General features: G+C 61.8%; 25 protein-coding genes and 1 other RNA gene. 10 read left to right on the top strand and 16 right to left on the bottom strand.

From position 1 onward, the window contains the following. Positions 1–114: 114 nt before the first annotated feature. The 16 genes from pal to PLAV_RS10675 all read right to left on the bottom strand — a co-directional run bounded on the left by pal (position 115) and on the right by PLAV_RS10675 (position 11,814). A complete protein-coding gene (gene pal, locus PLAV_RS10745; RefSeq protein ID WP_012111041.1) occupies positions 115–615 on the bottom strand; it encodes a peptidoglycan-associated lipoprotein Pal in 501 nt (166 codons plus the stop codon). Positions 616–959: 344 nt separating this feature from the next. Next, entirely contained in the window at positions 960–2,252 is a 1,293-nt protein-coding gene (tolB, locus tag PLAV_RS10740; protein WP_041536626.1) for a Tol-Pal system beta propeller repeat protein TolB, read from the bottom strand. Positions 2,253–2,324: 72 nt separating this feature from the next. Then, positions 2,325–3,158 carry a hypothetical protein gene (locus PLAV_RS10735; protein WP_012111039.1) on the bottom strand — a complete coding sequence of 278 codons (834 nt, stop codon included), beginning with the start codon at positions 3,156–3,158 and terminating at the stop codon, positions 2,325–2,327. A 9-nt stretch (positions 3,159–3,167) separates the two neighbouring features. Next, the gene (tolR, locus tag PLAV_RS10730) at positions 3,168–3,626 is read right to left on the bottom strand and encodes a protein TolR (RefSeq protein WP_012111038.1); all 459 of its coding nucleotides are present in this window, start codon (positions 3,624–3,626) and stop codon (positions 3,168–3,170) included. Positions 3,627–3,630: 4 nt separating this feature from the next. After that, positions 3,631–4,356: a protein TolQ gene (tolQ, locus tag PLAV_RS10725; RefSeq protein ID WP_012111037.1), complete on the bottom strand. Its 726-nt coding sequence runs from the start codon at positions 4,354–4,356 to the stop codon at positions 3,631–3,633. Positions 4,357–4,595: 239 nt separating this feature from the next. Beyond that, positions 4,596–5,072 (bottom strand): YbgC/FadM family acyl-CoA thioesterase, encoded by a 477-nt coding sequence (locus tag PLAV_RS10720; protein ID WP_012111036.1) that lies wholly within the window; start codon positions 5,070–5,072, stop codon positions 4,596–4,598. Continuing rightward, positions 5,069–6,127 carry a Holliday junction branch migration DNA helicase RuvB gene (gene ruvB, locus PLAV_RS10715; protein ID WP_012111035.1) on the bottom strand — a complete coding sequence of 353 codons (1,059 nt, stop codon included), beginning with the start codon at positions 6,125–6,127 and terminating at the stop codon, positions 5,069–5,071. The genes PLAV_RS10720 and ruvB overlap by 4 nt, the downstream gene beginning before the upstream one ends. Continuing rightward, a complete protein-coding gene (ruvA, locus tag PLAV_RS10710; protein WP_012111034.1) occupies positions 6,124–6,741 on the bottom strand; it encodes a Holliday junction branch migration protein RuvA in 618 nt (205 codons plus the stop codon). The genes ruvB and ruvA overlap by 4 nt, the downstream gene beginning before the upstream one ends. After that, a complete protein-coding gene (gene ruvC / locus PLAV_RS10705; RefSeq protein WP_012111033.1) occupies positions 6,738–7,265 on the bottom strand; it encodes a crossover junction endodeoxyribonuclease RuvC in 528 nt (175 codons plus the stop codon). The genes ruvA and ruvC overlap by 4 nt, the downstream gene beginning before the upstream one ends. A gap of 103 nt (positions 7,266–7,368) precedes the next feature. Beyond that, positions 7,369–8,115: a YebC/PmpR family DNA-binding transcriptional regulator gene (locus tag PLAV_RS10700; protein WP_012111032.1), complete on the bottom strand. Its 747-nt coding sequence runs from the start codon at positions 8,113–8,115 to the stop codon at positions 7,369–7,371. Between the two features lie 356 nt (positions 8,116–8,471). Beyond that, a complete protein-coding gene (locus tag PLAV_RS10695) occupies positions 8,472–9,497 on the bottom strand; it encodes a glycosyltransferase family protein (RefSeq protein ID WP_012111031.1) in 1,026 nt (341 codons plus the stop codon). 6 nt (positions 9,498–9,503) lie between these two features. Then, positions 9,504–10,316 carry a TIGR00282 family metallophosphoesterase gene (locus PLAV_RS10690; protein WP_012111030.1) on the bottom strand — a complete coding sequence of 271 codons (813 nt, stop codon included), beginning with the start codon at positions 10,314–10,316 and terminating at the stop codon, positions 9,504–9,506. Next, positions 10,313–10,912, bottom strand: coding sequence for a 5-formyltetrahydrofolate cyclo-ligase (locus tag PLAV_RS10685; protein WP_012111029.1), 600 nt, complete (start codon positions 10,910–10,912; stop codon positions 10,313–10,315). The genes PLAV_RS10690 and PLAV_RS10685 overlap by 4 nt, the downstream gene beginning before the upstream one ends. Before the next feature lie 27 nt (positions 10,913–10,939). Further along, a non-coding RNA gene (ssrS, locus tag PLAV_RS19350) (6S RNA) lies at positions 10,940–11,096 on the bottom strand. Positions 11,097–11,162: 66 nt separating this feature from the next. Further along, a complete protein-coding gene (locus tag PLAV_RS10680) occupies positions 11,163–11,522 on the bottom strand; it encodes a cell division protein ZapA (protein ID WP_012111028.1) in 360 nt (119 codons plus the stop codon). 25 nt (positions 11,523–11,547) lie between these two features. Next, positions 11,548–11,814: a DUF4164 family protein gene (locus PLAV_RS10675; RefSeq protein ID WP_012111027.1), complete on the bottom strand. Its 267-nt coding sequence runs from the start codon at positions 11,812–11,814 to the stop codon at positions 11,548–11,550. 320 nt (positions 11,815–12,134) lie between these two features. Between PLAV_RS10675 and tkt the strand changes: the two genes are divergently transcribed. The 10 genes from tkt to PLAV_RS10625 all read left to right on the top strand — a co-directional run bounded on the left by tkt (position 12,135) and on the right by PLAV_RS10625 (position 22,399). Then, entirely contained in the window at positions 12,135–14,189 is a 2,055-nt protein-coding gene (gene tkt / locus PLAV_RS10670; protein ID WP_012111026.1) for a transketolase, read from the top strand. A gap of 23 nt (positions 14,190–14,212) precedes the next feature. Continuing rightward, complete coding sequence (gene gap / locus PLAV_RS10665) at positions 14,213–15,220, top strand: type I glyceraldehyde-3-phosphate dehydrogenase (protein ID WP_012111025.1); 1,008 nt, start codon at positions 14,213–14,215, stop codon at positions 15,218–15,220. 18 nt (positions 15,221–15,238) lie between these two features. Next, positions 15,239–16,447 carry a phosphoglycerate kinase gene (locus PLAV_RS10660; protein ID WP_012111024.1) on the top strand — a complete coding sequence of 403 codons (1,209 nt, stop codon included), beginning with the start codon at positions 15,239–15,241 and terminating at the stop codon, positions 16,445–16,447. Between the two features lie 33 nt (positions 16,448–16,480). After that, positions 16,481–17,500 carry a class I fructose-bisphosphate aldolase gene (locus tag PLAV_RS10655; protein WP_012111023.1) on the top strand — a complete coding sequence of 340 codons (1,020 nt, stop codon included), beginning with the start codon at positions 16,481–16,483 and terminating at the stop codon, positions 17,498–17,500. A gap of 86 nt (positions 17,501–17,586) precedes the next feature. Beyond that, on the top strand, positions 17,587–18,258 hold the full coding sequence (gene thiE, locus PLAV_RS10650) for a thiamine phosphate synthase (protein WP_012111022.1): 672 nt from the start codon (positions 17,587–17,589) through the stop codon (positions 18,256–18,258). Next, the gene (locus tag PLAV_RS10645) at positions 18,255–19,328 is read left to right on the top strand and encodes a tetratricopeptide repeat protein (RefSeq protein ID WP_012111021.1); all 1,074 of its coding nucleotides are present in this window, start codon (positions 18,255–18,257) and stop codon (positions 19,326–19,328) included. The genes thiE and PLAV_RS10645 overlap by 4 nt, the downstream gene beginning before the upstream one ends. Positions 19,329–19,455: 127 nt before the next feature. Further along, positions 19,456–20,019 carry an elongation factor P gene (gene efp, locus PLAV_RS10640; RefSeq protein WP_012111020.1) on the top strand — a complete coding sequence of 188 codons (564 nt, stop codon included), beginning with the start codon at positions 19,456–19,458 and terminating at the stop codon, positions 20,017–20,019. A 10-nt stretch (positions 20,020–20,029) separates the two neighbouring features. After that, positions 20,030–20,833 (top strand): inositol monophosphatase family protein, encoded by an 804-nt coding sequence (locus tag PLAV_RS10635; RefSeq protein ID WP_012111019.1) that lies wholly within the window; start codon positions 20,030–20,032, stop codon positions 20,831–20,833. A 140-nt stretch (positions 20,834–20,973) separates the two neighbouring features. Beyond that, positions 20,974–21,405, top strand: a complete 432-nt coding sequence (locus tag PLAV_RS10630) for an OmpA family protein (protein ID WP_041535955.1) — start codon at positions 20,974–20,976, stop codon at positions 21,403–21,405. A gap of 31 nt (positions 21,406–21,436) precedes the next feature. Next, the gene (locus PLAV_RS10625; RefSeq protein WP_012111017.1) at positions 21,437–22,399 is read left to right on the top strand and encodes a hypothetical protein; all 963 of its coding nucleotides are present in this window, start codon (positions 21,437–21,439) and stop codon (positions 22,397–22,399) included. Positions 22,400–22,401: the final 2 nt, after the last annotated feature.

The raw sequence follows: 22,401 nt of genomic DNA, 5'->3' as shown, positions 1-22,401 counted from the left end.
CAAGTACGACCAAATTACGGCGCGTAAACAGCGGTCGTCATTGAACAAAAAGCGCCCTTCCGCGAGGCGGAAGAGCGCTTCATTGTTTCGCAAAACCGGATCTTGACGAACGGTTTAGCTCGCGGCGCCGGACGCTACGACCGTCACAGCGCGACGGTTCTGGGCCCAGCAGTTCTCGTTCGAGTCGAGGCACACCGGACGCTCTTTGCCGTAGGACACGGTGTTGAGACGGCCGCCATCGACGCCGAGGCTCACGAGGTAATCCTTCGCGGAGTTGGCACGACGGCCACCCAGCGCAAGGTTGTACTCGCGGGTGCCGCGCTCGTCGGCATGACCTTCGACGGTGAAGGTGAGGTTCGGGTAGAGCTGCATCCATGCAGCCTGACGCTGCAGGGTCGCACGGGCTTCGTCGCTCAGCGAGGACTGGTCCGTGTCGAAGAACACGCGGTCGCCAACATTGGCAACCAGGTCTTCCTGCGAACCAGGCGTGATCTGGCCGGAAGAAGACGAAGACGGATTGGCGTTGGCAGAATCATCGGTCGAGCTGCACGCGGCCAACATCAGAAAAGCAGCAGCCACAGCGGCGAACCGCAGGCCAGCATTCGGGGACTTCATTCGGGTGATCTCCTTTTGATCTCAGCGGCCATGGCGCCTCAGCGCTCAATTGATTTGACACTCTCGCACGTGCGGCCCCCGCAGTAAAACCGGGCTCTTCCCGATTACCCCGGAGGCGTGCCATGCATAAAACTTTCCCGAACCCGAATTCGTTCCGGTCCGGAACACGTCGCCCGCAATTGGCCGACGCTGGGGGTTGCTGTACCGCAACACGATATTAGCCACACCACCGAAGAATAGACAAGAACCAACGATAACACGGCACTTTTCGACCAAGGTCACGTGACATTTTTACATCATGCGACAAAGCAAAAACCGGGCTTCAGGCGCAACCGGCCCCGTTTCTACTGTATCCGCGGCGACCAGGCCGGGTCCGAGGCAAACGTCGGCGTTGGCGACGGGCGCTCGTTATATCCGGTAACATCGACCGACCAGAGGCTTGGCCCGCCCTGTGCGCCCCGCGTTTCACGGAAAAACATCAGAACACGGCCATTGGGAGCCCATGTCGGCCCCTCATTGTGGAAGCCATCCGTCAGCACGCGTTCGCCGGTACCGTCGGGCCGCATGACGCCAATCACGAACCGGCCGCCTGTTATCTTGGTGAAGGCGATGAGATCGCCGCGCGGCGACCAGACGGGCGTGGCATAGCTGCCCTGCCCGAAGCTGATACGGCGCTGATTCGAGCCACTCGCATCCATGACGTAAATCTGCTGCGAACCGCCTCGGTCCGATTCAAAGGTAATCTGCCGGCCATCCGGCGAATAACTCGGCGCCGTGTCGATGGCCGCCGTATTGGTGAGACGCACAACCTGGCGGCTCCGGAGATCCATGGTGTAGATGTCGGAATTCCCGCCGCGTTGAAGGCTCATGATGATGCGCTGTCCGTCCGGCGAAAAACGCGGCGCGAAGGTCATGCCGGGAAATTCGCCTACCACTTCCTGCTGCCCCGTCTCGATGTCGAGGACGTAAACTCGCGGCTGGTTGTTCCGGTAGGCGAGATAGGTGATTTCCTGGGAGTTGGGGCTGAAGCGGGGGGTCAGCACAAGCTCGTTGCCGCGCGTCAGCATGCGCGGGTTGTGCCCATCCTGATCCATGATCGTGAGGCGCTTCACACGCGCGTTTTTAGGTCCCGTTTCGGATACATAGACAATACGCGTGTCAAAATATCCATCCTCGCCCGTGAGCCGCTTGTAGATCGCATCGGAAATAAGATGTGCGACGCGGCGCCAGTTATCGGGCGTGGTGAAAAACTGTAGACCGGTAAGCTGCTGCTCGCCGAGCACATCCCAAAGCCTGAACTCCACGCGGAGACGGCCATCGGCTTCCATTCGCGTCTGCCCCGTCACCAGCGCCTGGGAATTGATGACGCGCCAGTCGCCGAAGCGCGGCTGGACATTGATGTCGGAAACTTTTTCGATGAAAGACGCTTTCGGCAAGGGCCGGAAGAGTCCCGAGCGCTCCAGATTGTTGCTTATGACAGCCGACATGTCGGCGCCGACAGACCCTTCACCGACAAAATCGGTGATGGCAATCGGCAACGGATCGACGTTGCCCTGGGTAATGTCGATCTGCAGTGCCGCCCGCGCCGGCAAAGCGAAAGCCACCGCCATGACCAATGGCAGGATGAGCTTCGACATGAGACTCTGAACCGCGTTTCCGCGCCGGACCGTCTGAACATCCATCATTGCATCTTCTCCCGGAGGTGGGGCCTAGCCGCCCAGCATTTCTCTTGGATCAAAATTGAGATCTATCTCACGCCAACTTGTGTATTTCTCTGCCGGCATCTTGAAAGGCTGGCAAAGCCGGATCGCACGCATCGCAGAGTCGGCGGCCGCCCTATAGTAGCTTCCACCCGTGACAAGCTTCGTCTTGTCCCGCAGTTCCGGCGGTGCGGCGAGCGATCCATCCTGGTTGAGATAGACCTTGATCTTGACGATCAGCTGTTCCGCATCGGGCGCGCCCGCCGGAACGCTCCAGCAGCGCCGCATTTGCACCTTGAACGCATCGATTTCGCTCATCGTCAGCGCGGCGCTCGGATCGTCGGTAACCGGCGAATCGAATTCTTCCTCGGCCTGTTCCTGCGGCTGCGGTTTCGACGACGTATCGGGCGTCTTGTCGAGCAACGCGGCTATCTGGTTCGGATCGAAAGCCTTTTTCGGCTCCGGTTGCTTCTGCGGAGGCTTCGGTTTTTCGACTTTCTTTTCCACCGGCTTCGGCGGCTCTTTTTTTTCAGCCTCCTTGTCCGGAATAGGTTCGACCTTTTCCTCGGGCGGAGGCGGTGGTGCCGGCGCGGGCTGCGGCTTCGGCTCGGCCTTCGGCTTTTCCGGTTCGACGGGCTTCGGCGGTTCCGGCTCTTCGACGGGTTTCGGCTTCTCGGTTTTCTGCAACCGTTTCAGGTTCGTCACCTCGTCGATCGTCACAAGCTCGACCGGCAACGCGCGCGTCTGCACCAGAGGCAGTTCCTCCGGAGAGGGGAACGCCACAAGCGCCAGCGCCACGACCAGAAAATGTGCCGCGACAGAGAGAAAAACCGAATTACGCATTCTCGCCGCTTAATTGGCGCCCGGCTTCTTCGCCGGCGCGGTGTCCGTCTCCGTTACGAGACCGACCTTTGAAAAACCCGATGAGCTTATACGGCCCATCACGTCCATGACCTTCCCGTAACTGATCCCGCTATCCGCGCGCACGAAGATGCGCTGCTCGTAGCCATTCTCCGCGATCGCCAGAAGTTGCTCCACCAGCGCATCCGCTTCGACCTGCGTTTCCTGCACGAAGATCGTTCCCTCACCGTTGATCGTGATCGTGAGCGGTTCGTTGTCGCCGGAAATGGGCGCTGCCTGTGTCTTCGGCAGATCGACGGGCACACCCACAGTGAGCAACGGCGCCGCCACCATGAAGACGATAAGGAGCACGAGCATGACGTCGACGACCGGCGTCACGTTGATCTCTGACATAGGCTGGCGTGCAAACCGTCCACGCCCAGACTTCTTGCCTCCGACGGACATCGCCATTGGATCAGCCTCTCTCGTCGAGCTGCCGTGAGAGGATCGCGGAGAATTCATCCGCGAAGCTCTCCATGCGCTGACCGATCCGCGACGACTGATTGGAGAAGCGGTTATAGGCGACGACGGCGGGAATAGCGGCAACGAGACCGAGAGCTGTCGCGAACAGTGCTTCCGCGATGCCCGGTGCGACCACCGCGAGATTTGTGTCGCGGCTGATCGCAATCGACTGGAAGGAATTCATGATGCCCCAGACCGTACCGAACAGGCCGATGAAGGGTGCCACCGATCCGACCGTCGCCAGAAAGAGAAGCCTGCTTTCGAGGTTCATCATTTCCCGGCTGATCGTGACCTGCATCACCTTGTCCACCCGCTCCTTGAGCCCGACAAAGGAACTTGCCACGACATCCTGCGAGCGGCGCCATTCCCGCATCGCGGCGATAAAGAGCGCGGATAGCGGATGCTGCGGGCGATGGCCCATTTCCTGATAGAGCTCATCAAGCGACCGGCCCGACCAGAAAATCCGTTCAAACTGGTCGGCGCGGCGCTCAACGCGCGCGAAACGCCACCATTTGTCGAAAATAATCGCCCAAGACCAGACGGAGGCGAAGAGCAACCCCAACATGACCAGCTTGACGACAAGGTCGGCGCGCAGAAACAAGCCCCACATGGAAAAATCCAGCGGGACGGCGTCAACCGTGGTTTCTGTAATCACCTGTGTAGTGGTGACGGGATCCATTTACTTGCCTCTCCGTGCTCTCGGACGCAATGCAGGGAGCGGCACATGACAGGCGCGGCTTAAGCAGCCGGGGTCCTACCCGTTGCGCCCCACTGTTGCATGTGTGCCCCCAAATTGAGGCCGAAGTTAGTCGTTCAATTATGTCATTACCGTGGCACAGCCTCGGATTCGGGTCGCGGACTCAAGAGCTTAGCGATCAGGTGTTGCAGAGCGGTTACGGTAATGGTGCCAGGAGCACGTCACCCCGGACCGGCGGCCGAAGCCACCACCAAAGGAGCCAAGGCCTCTCGTACAGCGGCTGGCAGCCGGCGCGGCCGTCCACCCACATCAAGCACCGCGGCAAGCACGCGAGCACGCCAGATCACGTCGGGAGCGTCGCCGCTCAGGCGCCAGATCTCCTGTTCCGCCTCAATTCGCGCGCCGCTCGCCCTGACATAGCGCGTATGCACCTCAAGCCGCTCGTCAATACGAGCCGGTTTGAGGAAATCGATCTCCATACGATGGATGGCAAAGGCGACGGGGTCTTCGCCCTCGAAAAGGTCGGTGTGATGAACGCCGGCGAGGCGCAGAAAATCCGATCGCCCCCGTTCCGCGAATTTCAGATAATTGGCGTGGTAAACGATACCGGAAAAGTCGGTGTCTTCGTAATAGACGCGGATCGGCAGCTTGTGCACCTGCCCCTCGATCCGGCCGGCAAGATCAGGCCAGTTGCTCATGCCGACCCATTCTCCTCATCGCCATCGAACAACCGGGCCTGCCCCGGCTCGCCTGACCGCCCGGCAGGTAGGGCAACGCCGATATGCGCAAAGGCAGCCGGTGTCAGCGTCCGCCCTCGCGGCGTACGGTTTACGAGACCCTGCTGAATAAGATAGGGCTCGATGATCTCCTCGATTGCATCTCGCGGTTCCGAAAGCGAGGCGGCAATTGTTTCCACTCCAACCGGCCCCCCGGAAAAGCTGACAGCGATGCAGCGCAGATAGCGATGATCCAGCGCATCGAGGCCGAGCTCGTCAACTTCCAACCGTTGCAACGCCTTGTCCGCCGCCTTTGCATCGATCGACTTCACACCTTCGACAGATGCAAAGTCGCGCACGCGGCGAAGAAGCCTTCCGGCGACACGCGGTGTGCCCCGCGCCCGGCGCGCAATTTCGTGTGCGCCATCCGGTGTCATCGCAACGCCAAGTACACTTGCTCCACGCCGCACGATGCCTTCCAGCTCTGCTACTTCATAGAAATGGAGGCGCACCGGAATGCCAAAGCGGTCGCGCAAAGGTGTCGTGAGAAGACCTGTGCGTGTCGTGGCGCCGATCAGTGTGAACGGCGCCAGTTCGATCCGGACGGACCGCGCTCCCGGCCCCTCGCCGATGATGAGATCGAGCTGAAAATCTTCCATTGCCGGATAAAGAATTTCCTCGACCGCCGGAGAGAGACGATGAATTTCGTCGATGAAGAGCACGTCGCGCGGCTCTAGATTTGTGAGCAGAGCCGCAAGATCGCCAGCCTTTGAGATTACCGGCCCGGAAGTCGCCCGGAAGTTGACGCCAAGTTCCCGCGCAACGATCTGTGCCAGCGTTGTTTTGCCGAGGCCGGGCGGACCGGCAAACAGCACATGATCGAGCGCCTCCGCCCTGGTCCGCGCGGCTTCGATAAAGACCGCAAGATTTTCCCTGGCGCGGGCTTGGCCAACGAAGTCGGAAAGAACCTGCGGCCGCAGCGAGCGCTCCAGTTCGTCTTCCTCGCGCTTCGCCGCCCCGACGATGCGATCCGTCATCGCGCCAGCTCCTTCAGACCATGACGGATCAACTGTTCGGTGCTGGCCGCATCATCCAGTCGCTTCGCTGCGGCTGCGACCGCGCCCATTGCCTGCGCCTGCGGATATCCGAGATTGACGAGTGCAGAGACAGCGTCCCGTGCCGGCGCGGAGACAGACGAAACGGCCTCGCCATTGACGCCAACTTCAAGTGCGGCTGAAAGGCCCATGCTGTCAGGCACCTTGTCTTTCAGTTCTGTCACAATCCGCGCAGCGACCTTAGGCCCTACACCTGGCGCCGCCGATACGGCTTTCTTGTCATCGAGTGCAATAGCACGGGCGAGGTCTGCAGGTGCCAGCGTGCCAAGCACGCCGAGCGCAACGCGGGTGCCGACACCTTGTACCGCGAGAAGCAGTCGAAACCATTCGCGCTCACTGTCGGTCGTGAAGCCGATCAGTCTTATAGCTTCATCGCTGACTTTGGTTTCGATCGAGAGCGTGACGGCGCCTCCGGCCGGTGGAAGATTGCGCAATGTCCGGCTGGAGCACGTAACGTGATAGCCAACGCCCCCCACGTCGATGACCGCCCAGTCCTCCCCTGTCGAGTCGACGATACCTCTGAGCTTGCCGATCATCGTCCGGCTCCTGCCCGCAGCAGCGCCGCGGCGATGCGCTCATTCGCAGAGCCCGAATGCGCATGGCAAATCGCCAGCGCAAGCGCATCGGCCGCGTGCTCGCTGCCGGCCTTCGCGCCTGGCAGCAGCATCTCGACCATCAAACGAATCTGGCTCTTGTCGGCATGACCGGCGCCGACGACGGACTTTTTCACATGGTTTGGTGCGTATTCCGCCACGGCGAGTCCCGCCCGCGCCGAAACGAGAAGCGCGATGGCTCGGGCCTGTCCGAGTTTCAATGCAGCCGACGCATCTCTGGCGACGAAGGCTTGCTCCACTGCCGCAGCGTCGGGCGCATGTTCATGGATGACCTGCACCAGCCCCGCTTCGATCTGCACCAGACGTTCGGCAAGGCTCAGCCGCGCGTTGGAGGTGATTGTTCCATTGGCGATGTGAGTAAGCCTTGAACCGGATATCCCTATCACACCCCAACCCGTGGCAGTGAGGCCGGGATCGATGCCGAGATATGTAAGCGAAACCGGCATGATCGGAAGGTCCTGCAGACCGGCACGCCCCCAAAGCTGGAGACCTGGCCCGTCGGGTTCAGTCATGTCCGGAAGCTGGAGCGTGACGCGCCGGGCAATTACCTCAGGCGGACATCTTCTCCATCAGCGAATCGGACATCTCGAAGTTCGCATAAACCTGCTGCACATCGTCGTTGTCGTCCAGCGCTTCGAGCATTTTTAGGACGGTCTCGGCCTTTTCGTCTTCGAGTGCGATCGTGTTTTGCGGCTTCCAGACGATGCGGGCCGCCCGCGCCTCGCCGAATTTCGACTCAAGGCCTTGCGCCACCTCATGCAGTGCATCGGGCGCACAATAGAGTTCGTGGCCTGCCTCGCCCGACTGGCAATCATCGGCTCCCGCCTCGATCGCGGCCTCGATCATGTCATCGGCACTGGCGGCGTCTGCCGGATATTCGATGAGGCCGAGCCGGTCGAACATGAACGAGACGGCGCCCGTTTCGCCGAGATTGCCGCCATTCTTGGTGAAGATCGACCGCACTTCGCCTGCCGTGCGGTTGCGATTGTCGGTCAGGGTCTCGACGATGACACCGATGCCGCCGGGCCCAAAGCCCTCGTACCGCACTTCTTCGTAGTTTTCTCCACCCTGGTCCGAGCTCTTTTTGATCGCGCGCTCGATATTGTCCTTGGGCATATTCTCGACACGGGCGGCCTGGATCGCCGCGCGCAACCGCGGATTGTACTCAGGGTCAGGCAGGCCCATCTTGGCCGCCACGGTAATTTCCTTGGCCAGCTTAGCGAACAGCTTGGAGCGCTTCTTATCCTGCGCGCCCTTGCGGTACATGATGTTCTTGAATTGTGAGTGGCCGGCCATTCCGCCTCCAAACGCCTAAGGACACGCTGAATTTCGGCGCCTTTATAGAAGCCGTCCCGGTCAAAATCCAGTATGCCGGATTGCGCAACCAGATACACGTATAAAGTGTGTGAACAACAATACACCCTTTTAACGTGTGTTTAACAAATCGCCGTCAGACTGCTCCCTGTCGCCGGAACCAAACGGAGGTCGCCCAACCTCCTTCACACCACCGGCGGCATTCGAAGTACCGGTCCGCGGTCTTGCCCAGTTCGCGCACCGGTCCGCCGACGCTGCCTAGCGAAGGCAAGCCGCCCCGTCCCCGCCGCCTCCACCCACCTCGGCTGCGCATGGACGGGGCGATGCTTTTCCAGAGGTCAGCGGTGAACTTCCGTGGGCCAGGCGTAATCTTCCGAAAGCGGGCGCCTCATCGCCACATCCTCTATGTAGCGCGCCACCAGCCGCTCGCTGAAAAAAGCGTGGTAACGCTCATACCCATTGCGGGCGATGCGCTGCCGCTCCCCATCGTTTTTCAGAAAGTAACGCAGCTTGTCCGCCAACTCGTCCAGATCGCGAAAAAAGACGAATTCTTCATCGGAGAAAATTTCGTCATAGCCTGTCGACCGCGCCACGAAGACGAGAAGTCCATTTCCGGCATATTGCGCAAAGCGATCGGACGAATAGAGATAATGATCGTCGGCCCGGTTGATGTTCAGCCCCATCTTCGCGGATGAAAGCGCCTCCAGATAATCGCGGCCCTGCAGATAGGGCCTGCCTTCGAGACCATGGAACGAATATCGCGCTTCGGGAACCCGCGCCTCTATGTCCCGCATCATCTGGCCGCGCCAGGGCGTCGTCCGCTCTGTGCCTATCGTGCACAGAAAATCGAACGGCTGATCCTCGCGCGCAAATCCCTTCAGCGTCTCTATGGAAGGATCGGCAGGGTTGGGAATGAACGCCACGCCATGCGTGGAGGTCGCAAATTCCTTCAGCCTCTCTCCGGCGGTCGTGATGAAGGTCGTATCCGCAACCTCGGCGAACCGCTTGATGCGCGGCGGGTTCTCGGGGAGGAAAATCGGATCGAGATTGACGACAGAAACGCTTAGCCCCGGAATTCTGCTGCGTATCTTGCGCACCGTGTCGTTGGATATTCTGTCGGCATGAAAAAGAATGAGGAGATGGGGTTCAAAATTATCGCAAAGGTCGACAAGGCGGCTGTTTGCATATGCATCGCCCCCCCGGCCGATGCCCCATCGATGCACTTCGCGCGCCACATCCCGGTCACTGAACGGCATGACATGATGCCCGTTGCGAATGAAGCCGTTGGTGAGCTTCCGCACCGTCGCGTAGTAGTTCGCGCCCGCCCGTTTCTCGTTATAGTTTCCTGCAATGACGATCCGCATGGGCAGTCAAACCTCCGGCAGGACCTGCTTGAGCCGTCCGCCGATGCGAACCGGCTCTATGCGTGTCGCCAGCCCGCCGGCATCCGTCTCCACGAAGACTCCGCAAAGTGTTGCCGGACCGAGAGCGGGCTGAAAACGTCCGCTCGGAATACGCGTGGTAAAGCGGTTGAGCGGCTCGTCCTTCTCCATGCCGATGACGGAGTTGTAGTCGCCGCACATGCCCGCATCCGTCTGATAGGCCGTGCCCCCCGGAAGCACCTGTGCATCCGCCGTCGGCACATGGCTGTGCGTGCCCACTACAAGCGAAACACGCCCGTCGCAGAAATGACCCATCGCCATTTTTTCCGACGTCGCCTCGGCATGCATATCGACAATGATCGCATCCGCGCCCTCGCCCAGCGGACAAGCGGCAATCTGCTTTTCCACGGCCTCGAACGGACAATCGAGTGCTTCCATGAAAACCCGGCCTAGCGCATTGACGACGAGGACGCGAGCGCCTGAGGCAGCCTCGACAAGCGTTGCGCCGCGGCCGGGCGTGCCTGCCGGATAGTTCGCGGGCCGGATGAGGCGCGGCTCGCGCTCGATATGGACGAGTGCCTCGCGCTGATCCCACGAATGATTGCCGAGGGTGATGACATCGGCTCCGGCATCGAAGATGTCGTCGCAGATCGCGCCGGTAATGCCGAAGCCGCCGGCTGCGTTCTCTCCGTTGATGACGACGAAATCGAGCGCGAGCTCTCGGCGAAGGACCGGCAGTTCCGCAACAAGCGCGTCACGTCCGCTCCGCCCCACGATATCGCCCATGAATAGAAGCTTCATGCCTGTCCTCTGGAAGACGCGCTGCCAAAGGCCTGCGCCCCTTTTTCCGTCACGACCCAATCGAGCCGTTCATCGAATTGTTCCTCGGGGAGGTCTTGGGCTTCCTGTGCGGAAAACGCAACCCCGACCGCCAGCACACCTGCCCTGTCCTCCCGTAGCGCCGCCAGCGTCCGGTCATAATAGCCGCCGCCATAGCCGAGGCGCCGGCCGACACTATCGAAGGCGAGGAGGGGAACAAGCACGATATCCGGCCGGCAGACCGGCGCATCGGGCTGGGGTTCCCTCGTTCCGTGAGCGCCCGGCAGCAGCACATTGCCGGCGCGCCAGCGATGGAATACCAGCGGCTCATTCATGGCCGCGACGCGAGGCAGCGCGCAAACGTGGCCTTGAGCGGAAAGACGTTCAATGAGTTCGGCCGGGTCTGCTTCGCCCATCATCGCGACATAACCCGCAATGCAGCTTCCGGTGGAGAGCGGGACATGGCGCAGGAAATGGCGGGCAATAAGGCCCGGCGCCGATGCCCCCAACGCGGCACTGGCCACGTCGCGCCGCTCCCGCGCCGCCCGCCGGGCAAGCTGCTTCGCTTCGGCCTTCATGAAACATAACCGGATAAATCGGGAGAAAGTGGGTCCGCCACGGCCGTCGGAACTTCGTTCCCCGGAGACCTACTAACGTAGGTGGGCGCCGTGTGAAGAAGACCACAGTCTCCCTCAGGGACAGCTCCCTTGAGGACCGTAAGGCCCCGAGAGTATGTGTTCCTAACGCGCCGGGCAGATCCCGTGACCATTCTATGTGGTCCAATGCCGGTGCAGGTCAAGGCCGCCTCGCAGGAACGGCGAAAGAAGATCACGCGGCCTCGATGCGTTTGGCCAGATCCTCGATGCGGCGGGCGGCAGTATCCAGCACTTCGGCGAGCGATTCCTCAGCCTCCCGCGTCCGCTCCTGCGCGGAGGCACGTGTGCCGGACAGGCTCTCGATTTCCTGTTCGAGAAGCTTTGTCTTTTGAAGGGCGTCCGACAGTTCATCCGCGACAAGCAGCCCCGCCATCAGCAGGAGCCGGGCGTCGCCCACCTGCCCGACTTCCTGAGCCAGGCTGACGACATGCCGGTTTATGTGGCTTGCCAGTTCCCGCACATGGGCTTCCTCGCCATCGCCGCAGGCGACGGAGTAGGATCGATCATTAATGGAGACCTTGACCTGTCCCATGCTTTTTCCTTTCCTGCCGGCCTGTTCAGCTTTCGGCGAGGACCTCGCGAATCCCCTCGATAGCATCGGCCAGCGTCTCGGACGCTCTTTCGTTGAGCTCGTTGAGCCGCCGTGCTTCCGACTTCAGCTGATCGAGCTCCTCCGCCAGCTCAGCCCTGTCTTCCTTCAGGGTTTCGACCTCCTCCTGAAGCCGCTTGGCCGCCTGTGCCCGCAGCACCTGCCGATTGATGGTGGCCTCCAACCGGTCCAGCGCGCTTGAGAAGCGGTCCATCGAAGCGTCGAGTTTGCTCATGCTTTATCCGGCTCTCTTGTCGTGGCCATCCGATCCATCGGAATGGCCGACACTCTCTCTGCGTCAAGATAGGCGCGCGTATGAAATCAGGTCAACGCCGACCCTGGATGCCGCCCCGCCCGGCCCTGCGCAAGCGCAATCGGATATGCGCGAAAACGGGGCCAAAGCGGCTATTCCGGCATTGACTCCCGGGGGTCCCGTGGTCATTGTGGCGCCGCTCTCGGGAGGGCCCGATTTGAGCCTCAGCGCGGCTTTCGCCCGGCGCGGACAACCCGCGATCTCCTGCCCGCTCAGCGCCCGTCTGGGCTATAGAGTGACACATGACGCCAACAGACAAGTCTGCCCTCGCCGAGAAGGCAAAATCCTCCGCCGCCGCCGACAAGGCGCCCGGCGCATCCCATGACGCCATGGCAAACGCCATCCGGGCGCTCGCGATGGATGCCGTCCAGAAGGCCAACTCAGGCCATCCCGGCATGCCGATGGGCGCAGCCGACATCGCAACCGTCCTTTTCACGAAGTTTCTCAAGATCGACCCGCGCCAGCCCGATTGGCCGGATCGCGACCGCTTCGTGCTCTCCGCTGGCCATGGCTCGATGCTTCTTTATGCCGTGAATTATCTGCTCGGCTATGAGGATATGACGATCGAGCAGATCAAGAACTTCCGCCAGCTCGGCGCCATCACTGCCGGCCATCCCGAATATGGCCATGTAGCGGGCGTGGAGACGACCACGGGCCCGCTCGGACAGGGCATTTCGACGGCCGTGGGCATGGCGCTGGCCGAGCGCCTGCTCGCCGCCCGTTTCGGCGATGAGGTCGTCGACCATTTTACCTATGTACTGGCATCCGACGGCGACCTGATGGAAGGCGTGAGCCACGAGGCCATCGGCCTTGCGGGCCATCTGAAGCTTTCCAAGCTCATCGTTCTCTATGACGACAATGAAATCACCATCGACGGCGCGCTTTCGCTGTCGGAATCGGGCGATGCACTGAAACGCTTCGAGGCCGCCGGCTGGAATGCCGTTCGGATCGACGGCCACAACCCCGCCGAGATCACGGCAGCTATCGAGAAGGCCCAGCAAGCGGACAGGCCAAGCCTTATCGCCTGCCGGACCGTCATCGGCTATGGCTCGCCCAATAAGCGCGGCAAATCCTCTTCTCACGGTTCGCCGCTCGGCGAGGAAGAGATTTCGCTCGCCCGCGAACTGCTGCATTGGCAGGCCGAGCCTTTCGTCATTCCAAGCGAAACCCTCGACGCCTGGCGCATTGCAGGTTTGCGCAACGTTAAAGCGCGAAAGGGCTGGGAAGACCGGCTCGCGGCGCTTCCGGCCGAAAAGCGGATCGATTTCGAGCGCCGCATCGCTGGCGACCTACCGGCCGAACTCGGCAAGGCGATCTCGGCCTTCAAGCAGAAACTCGTTGCCGAAAAGCCAAAATGGGCGACCCGCAAGTCGTCCGAAGAAGCGCTCAACGTAATCAACGCCGCCTTGCCCGACACGATTGGCGGCTCGGCGGACCTCACCGGCTCCAACAATACGCGTTCGAAGGGCCAGCAGCCGGTAACGGCCGAGGATTTCTCCGGTTCGTTCATCCATTACGGTATTCGCGAACACGGCATGGCAGCCGCCATGAACGGGCTGGCGCTGCACAAGGGCTTCATTCCCTATTCGGGCACCTTTCTCGTCTTTACCGACTATTGCCGTCCGGCCATTCGCCTCTCGGCCCTGATGGGCCAGCGCGTCATCTATGTAATGACGCATGACAGCATCGGTCTCGGCGAAGACGGCCCGACGCATCAGCCGGTCGAGCATCTGGCAAGCCTGCGGGCGATGCCGAACCTTCTCGTCTTCCGTCCGGCGGATGCCGTGGAAACGCTTGAATGCTGGCAGCTTGCGCTGGAATCGGCGGACGCCCCGTCGATCCTTGCCCTGTCGCGCCAGAACCTGCCCGCCATGCGTATCGAGAACTCCGAAAAGAACCTCTGCGCGCGCGGCGCCTACGAATTGGTGGCGGCTTCTTCCAAGGCAAAGGTTTCGCTCCTCGCGACCGGTTCGGAAGTTGAAATTGCCGTCGCCGCGCAGCAGATGCTGGAGAAGGAGGGCATTCCGGCCCGCGTCGTCTCCATGCCCTGCCTCGATCTCTTCGACCTGCAATCACCCGATTTCCAGAAGGAAATGCTCGGCGAAGGTACGGTGAAAATCGCGATAGAAGCCGCGGTTCGCTATGGTTGGGACCGTTACATCGGCCCTGATGGCGACTTTATCGGCATGACGGGCTTCGGCGCTTCGGCACCGGCGCCGGAACTCTACAAGCACTTCAACATTACACCCGAGGCGGCCGTTGCAGCGGCGAAAGCACGCCTCCAGGAAAAGTCCTAACTCACGCTCAGGAGACAGAAGAAATGGCAGTGCGCGTTGCGATTAACGGATTCGGTCGGATCGGGCGCCTTGTGCTTCGCGCCATTGCGGAATCAGGCCGCAAGGACATCGAAGTCGTAGCGATCAACGATCTTGGCTCTGTCGATGCGAACGCCCTCCTGCTGAAATATGACAGCGTGCACGGCCCCTTCCCCGGCAAGATCAAGACGACGAAGTCGACCATGGATCTCGGCCGCGGTCCGATCAAAGTGCTCGCCGAACGCGATCCCGCGAAGCTCCCCTGGAAGGACCTCGGCGTCGATATCGCGCTCGAATGCACGGGTCTCTTCACCGCCCGTGAAAAGGCGGCGGCGCACCTCACGGCGGGCGCCAGGAAGGTGCTGATCTCTGCACCGGGCGAAAATTCGGATCTGACGGTCGTATACGGTGTGAACCACTCGGCCCTGAAGAAGAGCCACAAGGTCGTCTCCAACGCCTCCTGCACCACAAACTGCCTCGCCCCCGTTGCTCAGGTCCTTCACAAGGCCTGTGGCATCGAACAGGGCTACATGACGACGATCCACGCCTATACGGGCGACCAGAACACCGTCGATACGCTTCACAAGGACCCGCGCCGGGCCCGCGCCGCCGGCGTCTCCATGATTCCGACATCTACTGGCGCCGCCAAGGCCGTCGGTCTCGTGCTGCCGGAACTCCAGGGCAAGCTCGACGGCACGTCGATCCGCGTACCCACTCCGAACGTCTCGGTGATCGACCTCGTCTTCACGTCCAAGAAAAAGACTACGGCGGAAGAAGTGAACGCCGCCATCATCGCCGCCGCGAAGGGCCCCTTGAAAGGCATTCTCGCGACGACGAACGAGCCGAACGTCTCGATCGACTTCAACCATAACCCGGCCTCCTCCACCTTCGATCTGACGCAGACGCAGGTGATCGACGGCAAGCTCGTGCGCGTGCTGAGCTGGTACGACAATGAGTGGGGCTTCTCGAACCGTATGGGCGACACCGCTGTCGCCATGGGCAAGCTTCTCTGACCGGAGCCGCGTGCGTTCATGGCCGACTACAAGACGCTAGACGACCTCTTCGCCGCCGTCGGCCTGGACGGTCTCCGGATTCTCATCCGCGCAGACCTCAACGTGCCCATGCAGGACGGCAAGGTTTCGGATGCGACGCGCCTTGAGCGCGTCGCACCGACCTTGAAAGAGCTGGCCGGCAGGGGCGCACGTGTGATCGTGCTCTCTCATTTCGGACGCCCCAAGGGCGCGCCGGAAGCCAAATATTCTCTCAAGCCGATTGCCGAGGCTTTGAGCAGCGTTGTCGGCAGCAAAGTCGGCTTCGCCGAAGACTGCATCGGAGACGTGGCGTCGCGGGCCGTTGAGGCCATGCAGCCGGGGACCATTCTTGTTCTCGAAAACACGCGCTTTCATGCGGGCGAGGAAAACAACGATCCGGCATTTGCCAAGGCGCTGGCGAGAAACGGCAATGTCTACGTCAACGACGCCTTTTCCTGCGCCCACAGGGCTCACGGCTCGACCGAGGGCATCACGCATTTTCTGCCCTCCTATGCCGGCCGTGCCATGGAAGCGGAACTCGCCGCGCTCGACGCCGCTTTGGGCAACCCGAAGCGCCCCGTTGTCGCCATCGTCGGTGGCGCGAAAATCTCAACCAAGATCTCGCTGCTCGGCAATCTCGTAAAAAAGGTCGATGCGCTGGTCATCGGCGGCGGCATGGCGAATACGTTCCTTGCCGCTCAGGGCAAGAAGGTCGGCAAGTCACTCTGCGAGCCCGACCTGTTCGATACCGCGCGCCACATCCTCGCGAATGCCCGCGCGGCCCATTGCGATATCGTTTTGCCGACGGATGTCGTGGTCGCCGCCGAGTTCAAGGCAGGCGCCGCGTCGAAGACGGTATCGGTAGACGCCGTGCCGGACGACATGATGATCCTCGATGTGGGGCCCGACACGGTCACCCATCTCGCCGGACGTTTCGAGACCGCAAAGACTGTCGTCTGGAATGGCCCGCTCGGCGCTTTCGAGGTGCCGCCTTTTGACCGCGGCACCGTGGAAGCCGCGCGCATCGTCGCGATGCGCAGCAAACAGGGTGAACTGATTTCCGTCGGTGGAGGCGGCGACACCGTGGCCGCCCTCAACGAAGCGGGTGCCGCCGAGGATTTCACATATGTTTCCGCCGCGGGCGGCGCGTTTCTCGAATGGCTGGAAGGCGTTGAACTGCCGGGTGTCGCGGCGCTGAGCCGCGGATAACCACGTTAAGACTGGTATCAAGAGGATAGACACATGACTGAGACGCTTGAATCGATTGCACAGGCGATGGTTGCGCCGGGCAAAGGCATTCTGGCCGCCGACGAAAGCTCCGGCACGATCAAGAAGCGCTTTGACAGCATCAAGGTGGAATCGACGGAGGATACGCGCCGCGATTACCGGGAGATGCTGTTTCGTACCGACGAGGCGATGCGGAACCACATTTCGGGCGTGATCCTTTACGACGAGACAATCCGCCAGAAGGCGAAGGACGGCACGCCGCTCGTCGACCTTATCAAAAAGGCCGGCGCCATTCCGGGGATCAAGGTCGATGCGGGCGCGAAAGATATGCCCGGCTTCCCCGGCGAAAAGATCACCGAAGGTCTCGACGGGCTCGATGCACGGCTCGCGGAGTACTACCAGCTCGGCGCCCGCTTTGCGAAATGGCGCGCCGTCATCGACATCGCCGACGGCATTCCGACGCGGACCTGCCTCGAAGCCAATGCTGAGGCTCTCGCGCGGTATGCGGCGCTTTGCCAGCAGGCAAAGATCGTTCCGATCGTGGAACCGGAAGTGCTGATGGATGGCGCACACGATATCGACCGCTGCTTTGAGGTAACCGAGGAAACCTTGCGCATCCTCTTCGACCGTCTCGGCGCGCACCGGGTAAATCTCGAAGGCACGATCCTGAAGCCGAACATGGTGATTGCCGGCAAGAAGTGCGGAAAGCAGGCGAGCGTCGAGGAAGTGGCCGAAAAAACCATTGCCTGCTTCAAGCGGACCGTTCCCGCCGCCATTCCGGGCATCGTCTTCCTTTCCGGCGGCCAGTCGGACGAGGATGCGACAGCGCATCTGAACGCGATGAATGCCATTGGCGGCTTCCCCTGGAAGATGTCCTTCTCCTATGGCCGCGCATTGCAGGCGGCTCCGCTGAAAGCATGGAGCGGCAAGCCGGAGAATGTTCCCGCCGGCCAGAAGGCATTCCTGCACCGCGCAAAAATGAACGGCCTCGCAGCGCTCGGCGACTGGAAGAGCGCCCTGGAAAAAGCCGCCTGAAGCCGGCATTACAGATACCGCAGACGCCCCGCTCGCCCGCGAGCGGGGCGTTTTGTTTTTGGCCCGCATCAAGCTAAAACACCTTCATGTCAGACCCAGATCAGCGCCCCGCCTGCCGCCTCTATCTCATAACGCCGCCTCGCTTCGAGCCGCGCGCCTTTGCCGACACCTTCAAGGCTGCGCTCGACGCCGGAGACGTGGCCTCCCTGCAGCTGCGCCTGAAGGGCGACAACGAGGCTCCGCCCGCCGCCGACGATATCCGCTATGCGACCGAGATACTGATGCCGCTGGCGCGAGAGCGCGACGTTGCCTTCATCATCAACGACCGTCCCGATCTTGCCGCCGAACTCGATGCGGACGGTGTTCATGTCGGACAGGACGATATGAGCTGCAGAGAAGCCCGCAAGCTTGTGGGTCCCGACAGGGCGGTGGGCGTCACCTGCCATTCGTCACGACACCTGGCTATGGAAGCGGGAGAAGCAGGCGCGGATTACGTGGCGTTCGGTGCCTTTTACGAAACCGACACAAAAATCCCTATAAGTAAGGCCGAACCTGAAATCCTCACCTGGTGGGCGAACCTCTTCGTCCTGCCATGTGTCGCAATCGGAGGCATCACGGTGGCCAACGCCGCACCGCTCGTTCGCGCCGGCGCAGATTTCCTGGCTGTATCTTCCGGCGTATGGGCGCACGAAGATGGTCCGGCGGCCGCCGTGCGGAAGCTGAACGTCATTATGGCGGAAGAGAGTGCTGCCCGATGAGACGGTTTTTGGTGGCATTGTCATTTGCAGTTGTCATGCCGCTCATCGCAACATCCGTCGCCGCCCAGGTAGCCCCTTCGCCGCGCGCCGAACGCACCGCAGCCGCCGACGACAAGATGGGCCCGGCGCTCACGGCCTACCGCGCGGGACAGTTCGAAGCCGCGCGGCTTGCCGCACTCCCCTTGGCCCGGCAGGGCAATGTGACGGCCCAGCTCATGCTCGGCTCGATCTACAACAATGGGGAAGGCATTGAGGCCGATCCGGAAGAGGCTGCAAAGTGGTTTGCCGAAGCAGCTGCCCAGGGCAATGCAGGCGCTCAATACGCGCTCGGCATGCTCATGGAATATGACCAGATCGCCGCCGGCAGCCCCGAAGCCGCGCGCCGTTACTTCGCAGCGGCGGCGGAGCAGGATCATCCCGCCGCCCAGGCCGAACTCGGCATGATGTATACGACTGGACATGGCGGTCCGAAGGACCTTGAGCGCGCGGCCAGCCTGTTCGAAAGCGCGGCGAAAAACGGCAATGCGGACGCGCAATATTATCTTGGCACCCTCTTTGCCGCAGGGCGAGGCAAGGAGAGAAACCTCGACGAAGCCGCGCGGCTCTTTACCCTCGCGGCAGACCAGGGGCACCCCCAGGCCGCCTATCAGCTTGGGCTGATGCATCAGGAAGGCATTGCGGTTGAGAAAAGCGCCGGCAAGGCCGCCCGCCATTTTGCTGCGGCCGCGGCCAAGGGCGTGCCCGGTGCCCAGACCTCGCTGGGGTTCGCCTATCTGGGCGGCGAGGGCGTCGAGCGCAACGACACGCTGGCGGCGAAATGGTTCGCCGAAGCAGCGATGCGCGGCGATCCGCTGGCACAGGACCGCCTCGCGCGCCTCTATTTCCTTGGCCAGGGCGTGGCACGGGATGTCGCAGCCGCACTCCTCTGGCTGTCGCTCGCGGAACGGGGCGGCTTTGAGGACGACACGCTGCGAAATGCGATGGAGCCCGAAATAACCCCGGAAATCCGCGCCAAGGTCGAGGCCGACCTTGCCAAATGGGAAGCTGGCCGCCCCCCGGCAGCCAACTGAGCGGCTCTTCCGGCCCCGAACGGCGCGAATTGCCCTGTGCATCCGCGGCGCATGATGTTATCAGAGCGCCGGTCAGGGCCTCTGAACGGCCCCGCAATTCAGCAATTTTTCCACAACCGAGCGTCCCATGAAGATCAACGGCAACGAAATCCGTCCCGGCAATGTTATCGAGCATGAGGGCGGCCTTTGGGCGGCAGTCAAAGTGCAGCATGTGAAGCCCGGAAAGGGCGGCGCCTTTGCGCAAGTGGAACTGAAGAACCTGGTCGATGGCCGCAAGCTGAACGAACGCTTCCGTTCCGCCGAAACCGTGGAGCGCGTGCGCCTCGAGCAGAAGGACTATCAGTATCTCTACGAGAATGACGGGATGCTGACCTTCATGGACAATGAGACCTACGAGCAGATCGAACTCTCGAGGGAATGGGTCGGCGACCGCGCCGCCTTCCTGCAGGACGGCATGAAGGTGACGGTTGAAAGCCACGAGGGCAAGGCGCTGGGCATTTCGCTTCCCGACCAGGTTGTGCTCGAAATCACCGAAACCGAGCCGACCGTAAAAGGCCAGACCGCGACTAGCTCCTACAAGCCCGCGCTCCTTGAAAATGGCGTACGCGTCATGGTGCCCCCTTTCATCACCACCGGCGAACGGATCGTGGTCGACACGAACGAAGTCACCTATCTTCGCCGCGCCGACTGAGCCGAGCCGCATGTCCCGCCACACCCCTTCAATGGCCGTCATGGTTGCAGCCGCCCGCAAGGCCGCGCGAGGACTTCAGCGCGACTTCGGCGAGGTGGAAAACCTTCAGGTATCTCTGAAGGGCCCCGCGAACTTCGTTACCGCCGCCGACAAGAAGGCCGAAAAGGTCATCTTCCAGGAGCTTTCCAAGGCGCGGCCGGGCTACGGCTTCCTGATGGAAGAAGGCGGTGTCGTAGAGGGCGCGGACAAGTCGCATCGCTGGATCATCGACCCGCTCGACGGGACGACGAACTTCCTGCACGGCATTCCGATGTTCGCGATCTCGATCGCACTGGAACGCGAGGGGCAGCTGGTTGCAGGCCTCGTCTACAATCCGATATCGGACGAGATGTTCATCGCCGAAAAGGGCCAGGGCGCTTTCCTGAACGACCGTCGCCTTCGCGTCTCGGCACGCCGCGAAATGGACCAGGCGGTCGTCGCGACGGGTATTCCTCATATCGGCCGTCCCGATCATGAGCGCTTTTCGGTCGAGCTCAACGCCGTCATGAACGAAGTTGCCGGGATACGCCGCATGGGCGCCGCCTCGCTCGACCTCGCCTATGTGGCGGCGGGTCGCTTCGATGCCTATTGGGAAGCAAACCTCGCCGCCTGGGATATTGCCGCCGGCATCGTCCTCGTGCGCGAGGCGGGCGGCTTCGTGGCCGACTTCAATGGCCGCGATGACATGTTGAACACCGGCGGCATTGTCGCCGGCAACGACATGCTGAGCCGCAAGCTGGGCGACGTCCTGAAAAAAGCCCGCAAACCCGCCTGACCGCACGGCAAGTCTGATCTCCACACAGCCCGAATTCTGCCCGATTCACGGCCTACAGCCAAAGTGTCGAGGCCTGTTCCCATCGTGCGAACATGCCTAGACTGGCAACAGGATTGCCCGGGGCAGCTACGGATGACGGAATGACCTTCAATACCGGGAAAGCGCCCGCCGCTCGCGGCGCGGCGACATTGCTCGCATTCGTGTTGCTGCTTGCAATCGGCAACGGAGCCAAGGCGGCGGAAGCGCCCCTGGCGCCGCCGGAACAGGCCCTGCTTCGCATCATGTTTGAACCGGATGAATCCGCGCTCAGCCAAGGCGCGCGCGACAAACTCGTCGCCTTCGCCAAAGATTTCACCAGCAGAAGCGGCCGCCTGGAGCTGAAAGCCTATGCCGGACCGCCACACGACAAATCCTCAGCCGCGCGGCGCCTGTCGCTGCGGCGGGCGCTATCGGTCCGTCGGGAACTCATGGCCAGCGGTATTGTCGTGGAACGCATTCAGGTGCGTGCGTTGGGCGGCACCTCCGACAGCGGCCATCCGGACCGCGTCGATATCAAGCTTTTCGGCGGCTGACATACCGCCGCTCTGACAGGGGCAAAGACGTATGGCGAAGGACTACAAGGACGGCTTCGGGCTTTCTCAACCGCGAACTTACCTGACGAGAATGTTCCTCTTCATCATTCTCGCCTGCTTCGTGGTAGCGATCCTCTATCGGCAAATCGAGATCGCCTTCCTCGCCAATCCGGGACTGAACGGTCTTATCCTCGGCGTGCTCGTCATCGGCATCCTCTATGCCTACCGCCAGGTACAGGCGATCGGCCCCGAAGTCCGCTGGGTGAACGATTTCCGCCGTGCCGATCCGGGCCTTGCCCCGCCTCCGCCGCCTCGCCTGCTCGCGCCCATGGCAACCATGCTCGGCGACCGCAAAGGCCGCATGCAGCTCAACGCCATGTCGATGCGCTCGATCCTCGATTCGCTCGGCTCGAGGCTCGACGAACAACGCGAAATATCCCGCTACATCATCGGCCTCCTCATCTTCCTCGGCCTTCTCGGCACCTTCTGGGGCCTGCTGACAACGGTGACCTCGGTTGCCGGCACGATCCAGGGCCTCAGCGTCGAAACGGCGGACCCAGCCACCGTCTTCGCCAATCTCAAAGCCGGCCTCGACGGCCCGCTGCGCGGCATGGGCACGGCCTTCTCGTCTTCGCTGTTCGGCCTGGCTGGATCGCTCCTGCTCGGCTTTCTCGACCTGCAGGCGGGCCAGGCTCAAAACCGCTTCTACAATGAACTCGAGGAATGGCTTTCCACCGTGACCAATCTCGGCGAGATCGACCCCTCTGGCCCCGCCCTGCTGAACGAGACGGCACGCCGCCTGCGCAGCATCGAACAATCCCTGTCGAGCGGAGAAAGCCCCTCCAGCGCCTCCCTGATGGCGCTGACGGGCCAGATAACGGCGCTGACCGAGCAGATGCGGAACGAGCAGCAACTCATCCGCCAGATGGCGCAGAACCAGCAGGGCTTGCAGCCGGTTCTCGAGGAAATCGCCCGCCATCTGCGCGAGGACTGACG

This window comes from Parvibaculum lavamentivorans DS-1 (assembly GCF_000017565.1).
GTDB classification, from domain to species: Bacteria; Pseudomonadota; Alphaproteobacteria; order Parvibaculales; family Parvibaculaceae; genus Parvibaculum; species Parvibaculum lavamentivorans.
Note: the sequence above shows the minus strand (reverse complement) of the source record. Positions and strands in the feature narration are given on the sequence as shown.

Bases quoted from the DNA above. Each gene is read 5' to 3' on its own strand.
- PLAV_RS10700 (WP_012111032.1), bottom strand. From the start codon at position 8,115: ATGGCCGGCCACTCACAATTCAAGAACATCATGTACCGCAAGGGCGCG.
- PLAV_RS10675 (WP_012111027.1), bottom strand. From the start codon at position 11,814: ATGAGCAAACTCGACGCTTCGATGGACCGCTTCTCAAGCGCGCTGGAC.
- PLAV_RS10720 (WP_012111036.1), bottom strand. From the start codon at position 5,072: ATGAGCAACTGGCCTGATCTTGCCGGCCGGATCGAGGGGCAGGTGCAC.
- PLAV_RS10630 (WP_041535955.1), top strand. From the start codon at position 20,974: ATGACCTTCAATACCGGGAAAGCGCCCGCCGCTCGCGGCGCGGCGACA.
- efp (WP_012111020.1), top strand. From the start codon at position 19,456: ATGAAGATCAACGGCAACGAAATCCGTCCCGGCAATGTTATCGAGCAT.
- PLAV_RS10655 (WP_012111023.1), top strand. From the start codon at position 16,481: ATGACTGAGACGCTTGAATCGATTGCACAGGCGATGGTTGCGCCGGGC.
- tolB (WP_041536626.1), bottom strand. From the start codon at position 2,252: ATGTCGAAGCTCATCCTGCCATTGGTCATGGCGGTGGCTTTCGCTTTG.
- PLAV_RS10690 (WP_012111030.1), bottom strand. From the start codon at position 10,316: ATGAAGCTTCTATTCATGGGCGATATCGTGGGGCGGAGCGGACGTGAC.
- tolQ (WP_012111037.1), bottom strand. From the start codon at position 4,356: ATGGATCCCGTCACCACTACACAGGTGATTACAGAAACCACGGTTGAC.
- pal (WP_012111041.1), bottom strand. From the start codon at position 615: ATGAAGTCCCCGAATGCTGGCCTGCGGTTCGCCGCTGTGGCTGCTGCT.
- ruvB (WP_012111035.1), bottom strand. From the start codon at position 6,127: ATGACGGATCGCATCGTCGGGGCGGCGAAGCGCGAGGAAGACGAACTG.
- thiE (WP_012111022.1), top strand. From the start codon at position 17,587: ATGTCAGACCCAGATCAGCGCCCCGCCTGCCGCCTCTATCTCATAACG.
- ruvC (WP_012111033.1), bottom strand. From the start codon at position 7,265: ATGCCGGTTTCGCTTACATATCTCGGCATCGATCCCGGCCTCACTGCC.
- PLAV_RS10685 (WP_012111029.1), bottom strand. From the start codon at position 10,912: ATGAAGGCCGAAGCGAAGCAGCTTGCCCGGCGGGCGGCGCGGGAGCGG.
- tkt (WP_012111026.1), top strand. From the start codon at position 12,135: ATGACGCCAACAGACAAGTCTGCCCTCGCCGAGAAGGCAAAATCCTCC.
- PLAV_RS10625 (WP_012111017.1), top strand. From the start codon at position 21,437: ATGGCGAAGGACTACAAGGACGGCTTCGGGCTTTCTCAACCGCGAACT.
- PLAV_RS10695 (WP_012111031.1), bottom strand. From the start codon at position 9,497: ATGCGGATCGTCATTGCAGGAAACTATAACGAGAAACGGGCGGGCGCG.
- PLAV_RS10645 (WP_012111021.1), top strand. From the start codon at position 18,255: ATGAGACGGTTTTTGGTGGCATTGTCATTTGCAGTTGTCATGCCGCTC.
- PLAV_RS10735 (WP_012111039.1), bottom strand. From the start codon at position 3,158: ATGCGTAATTCGGTTTTTCTCTCTGTCGCGGCACATTTTCTGGTCGTG.
- tolR (WP_012111038.1), bottom strand. From the start codon at position 3,626: ATGGCGATGTCCGTCGGAGGCAAGAAGTCTGGGCGTGGACGGTTTGCA.
- PLAV_RS10660 (WP_012111024.1), top strand. From the start codon at position 15,239: ATGGCCGACTACAAGACGCTAGACGACCTCTTCGCCGCCGTCGGCCTG.
- gap (WP_012111025.1), top strand. From the start codon at position 14,213: ATGGCAGTGCGCGTTGCGATTAACGGATTCGGTCGGATCGGGCGCCTT.
- PLAV_RS10635 (WP_012111019.1), top strand. From the start codon at position 20,030: ATGTCCCGCCACACCCCTTCAATGGCCGTCATGGTTGCAGCCGCCCGC.
- ruvA (WP_012111034.1), bottom strand. From the start codon at position 6,741: ATGATCGGCAAGCTCAGAGGTATCGTCGACTCGACAGGGGAGGACTGG.
- PLAV_RS10680 (WP_012111028.1), bottom strand. From the start codon at position 11,522: ATGGGACAGGTCAAGGTCTCCATTAATGATCGATCCTACTCCGTCGCC.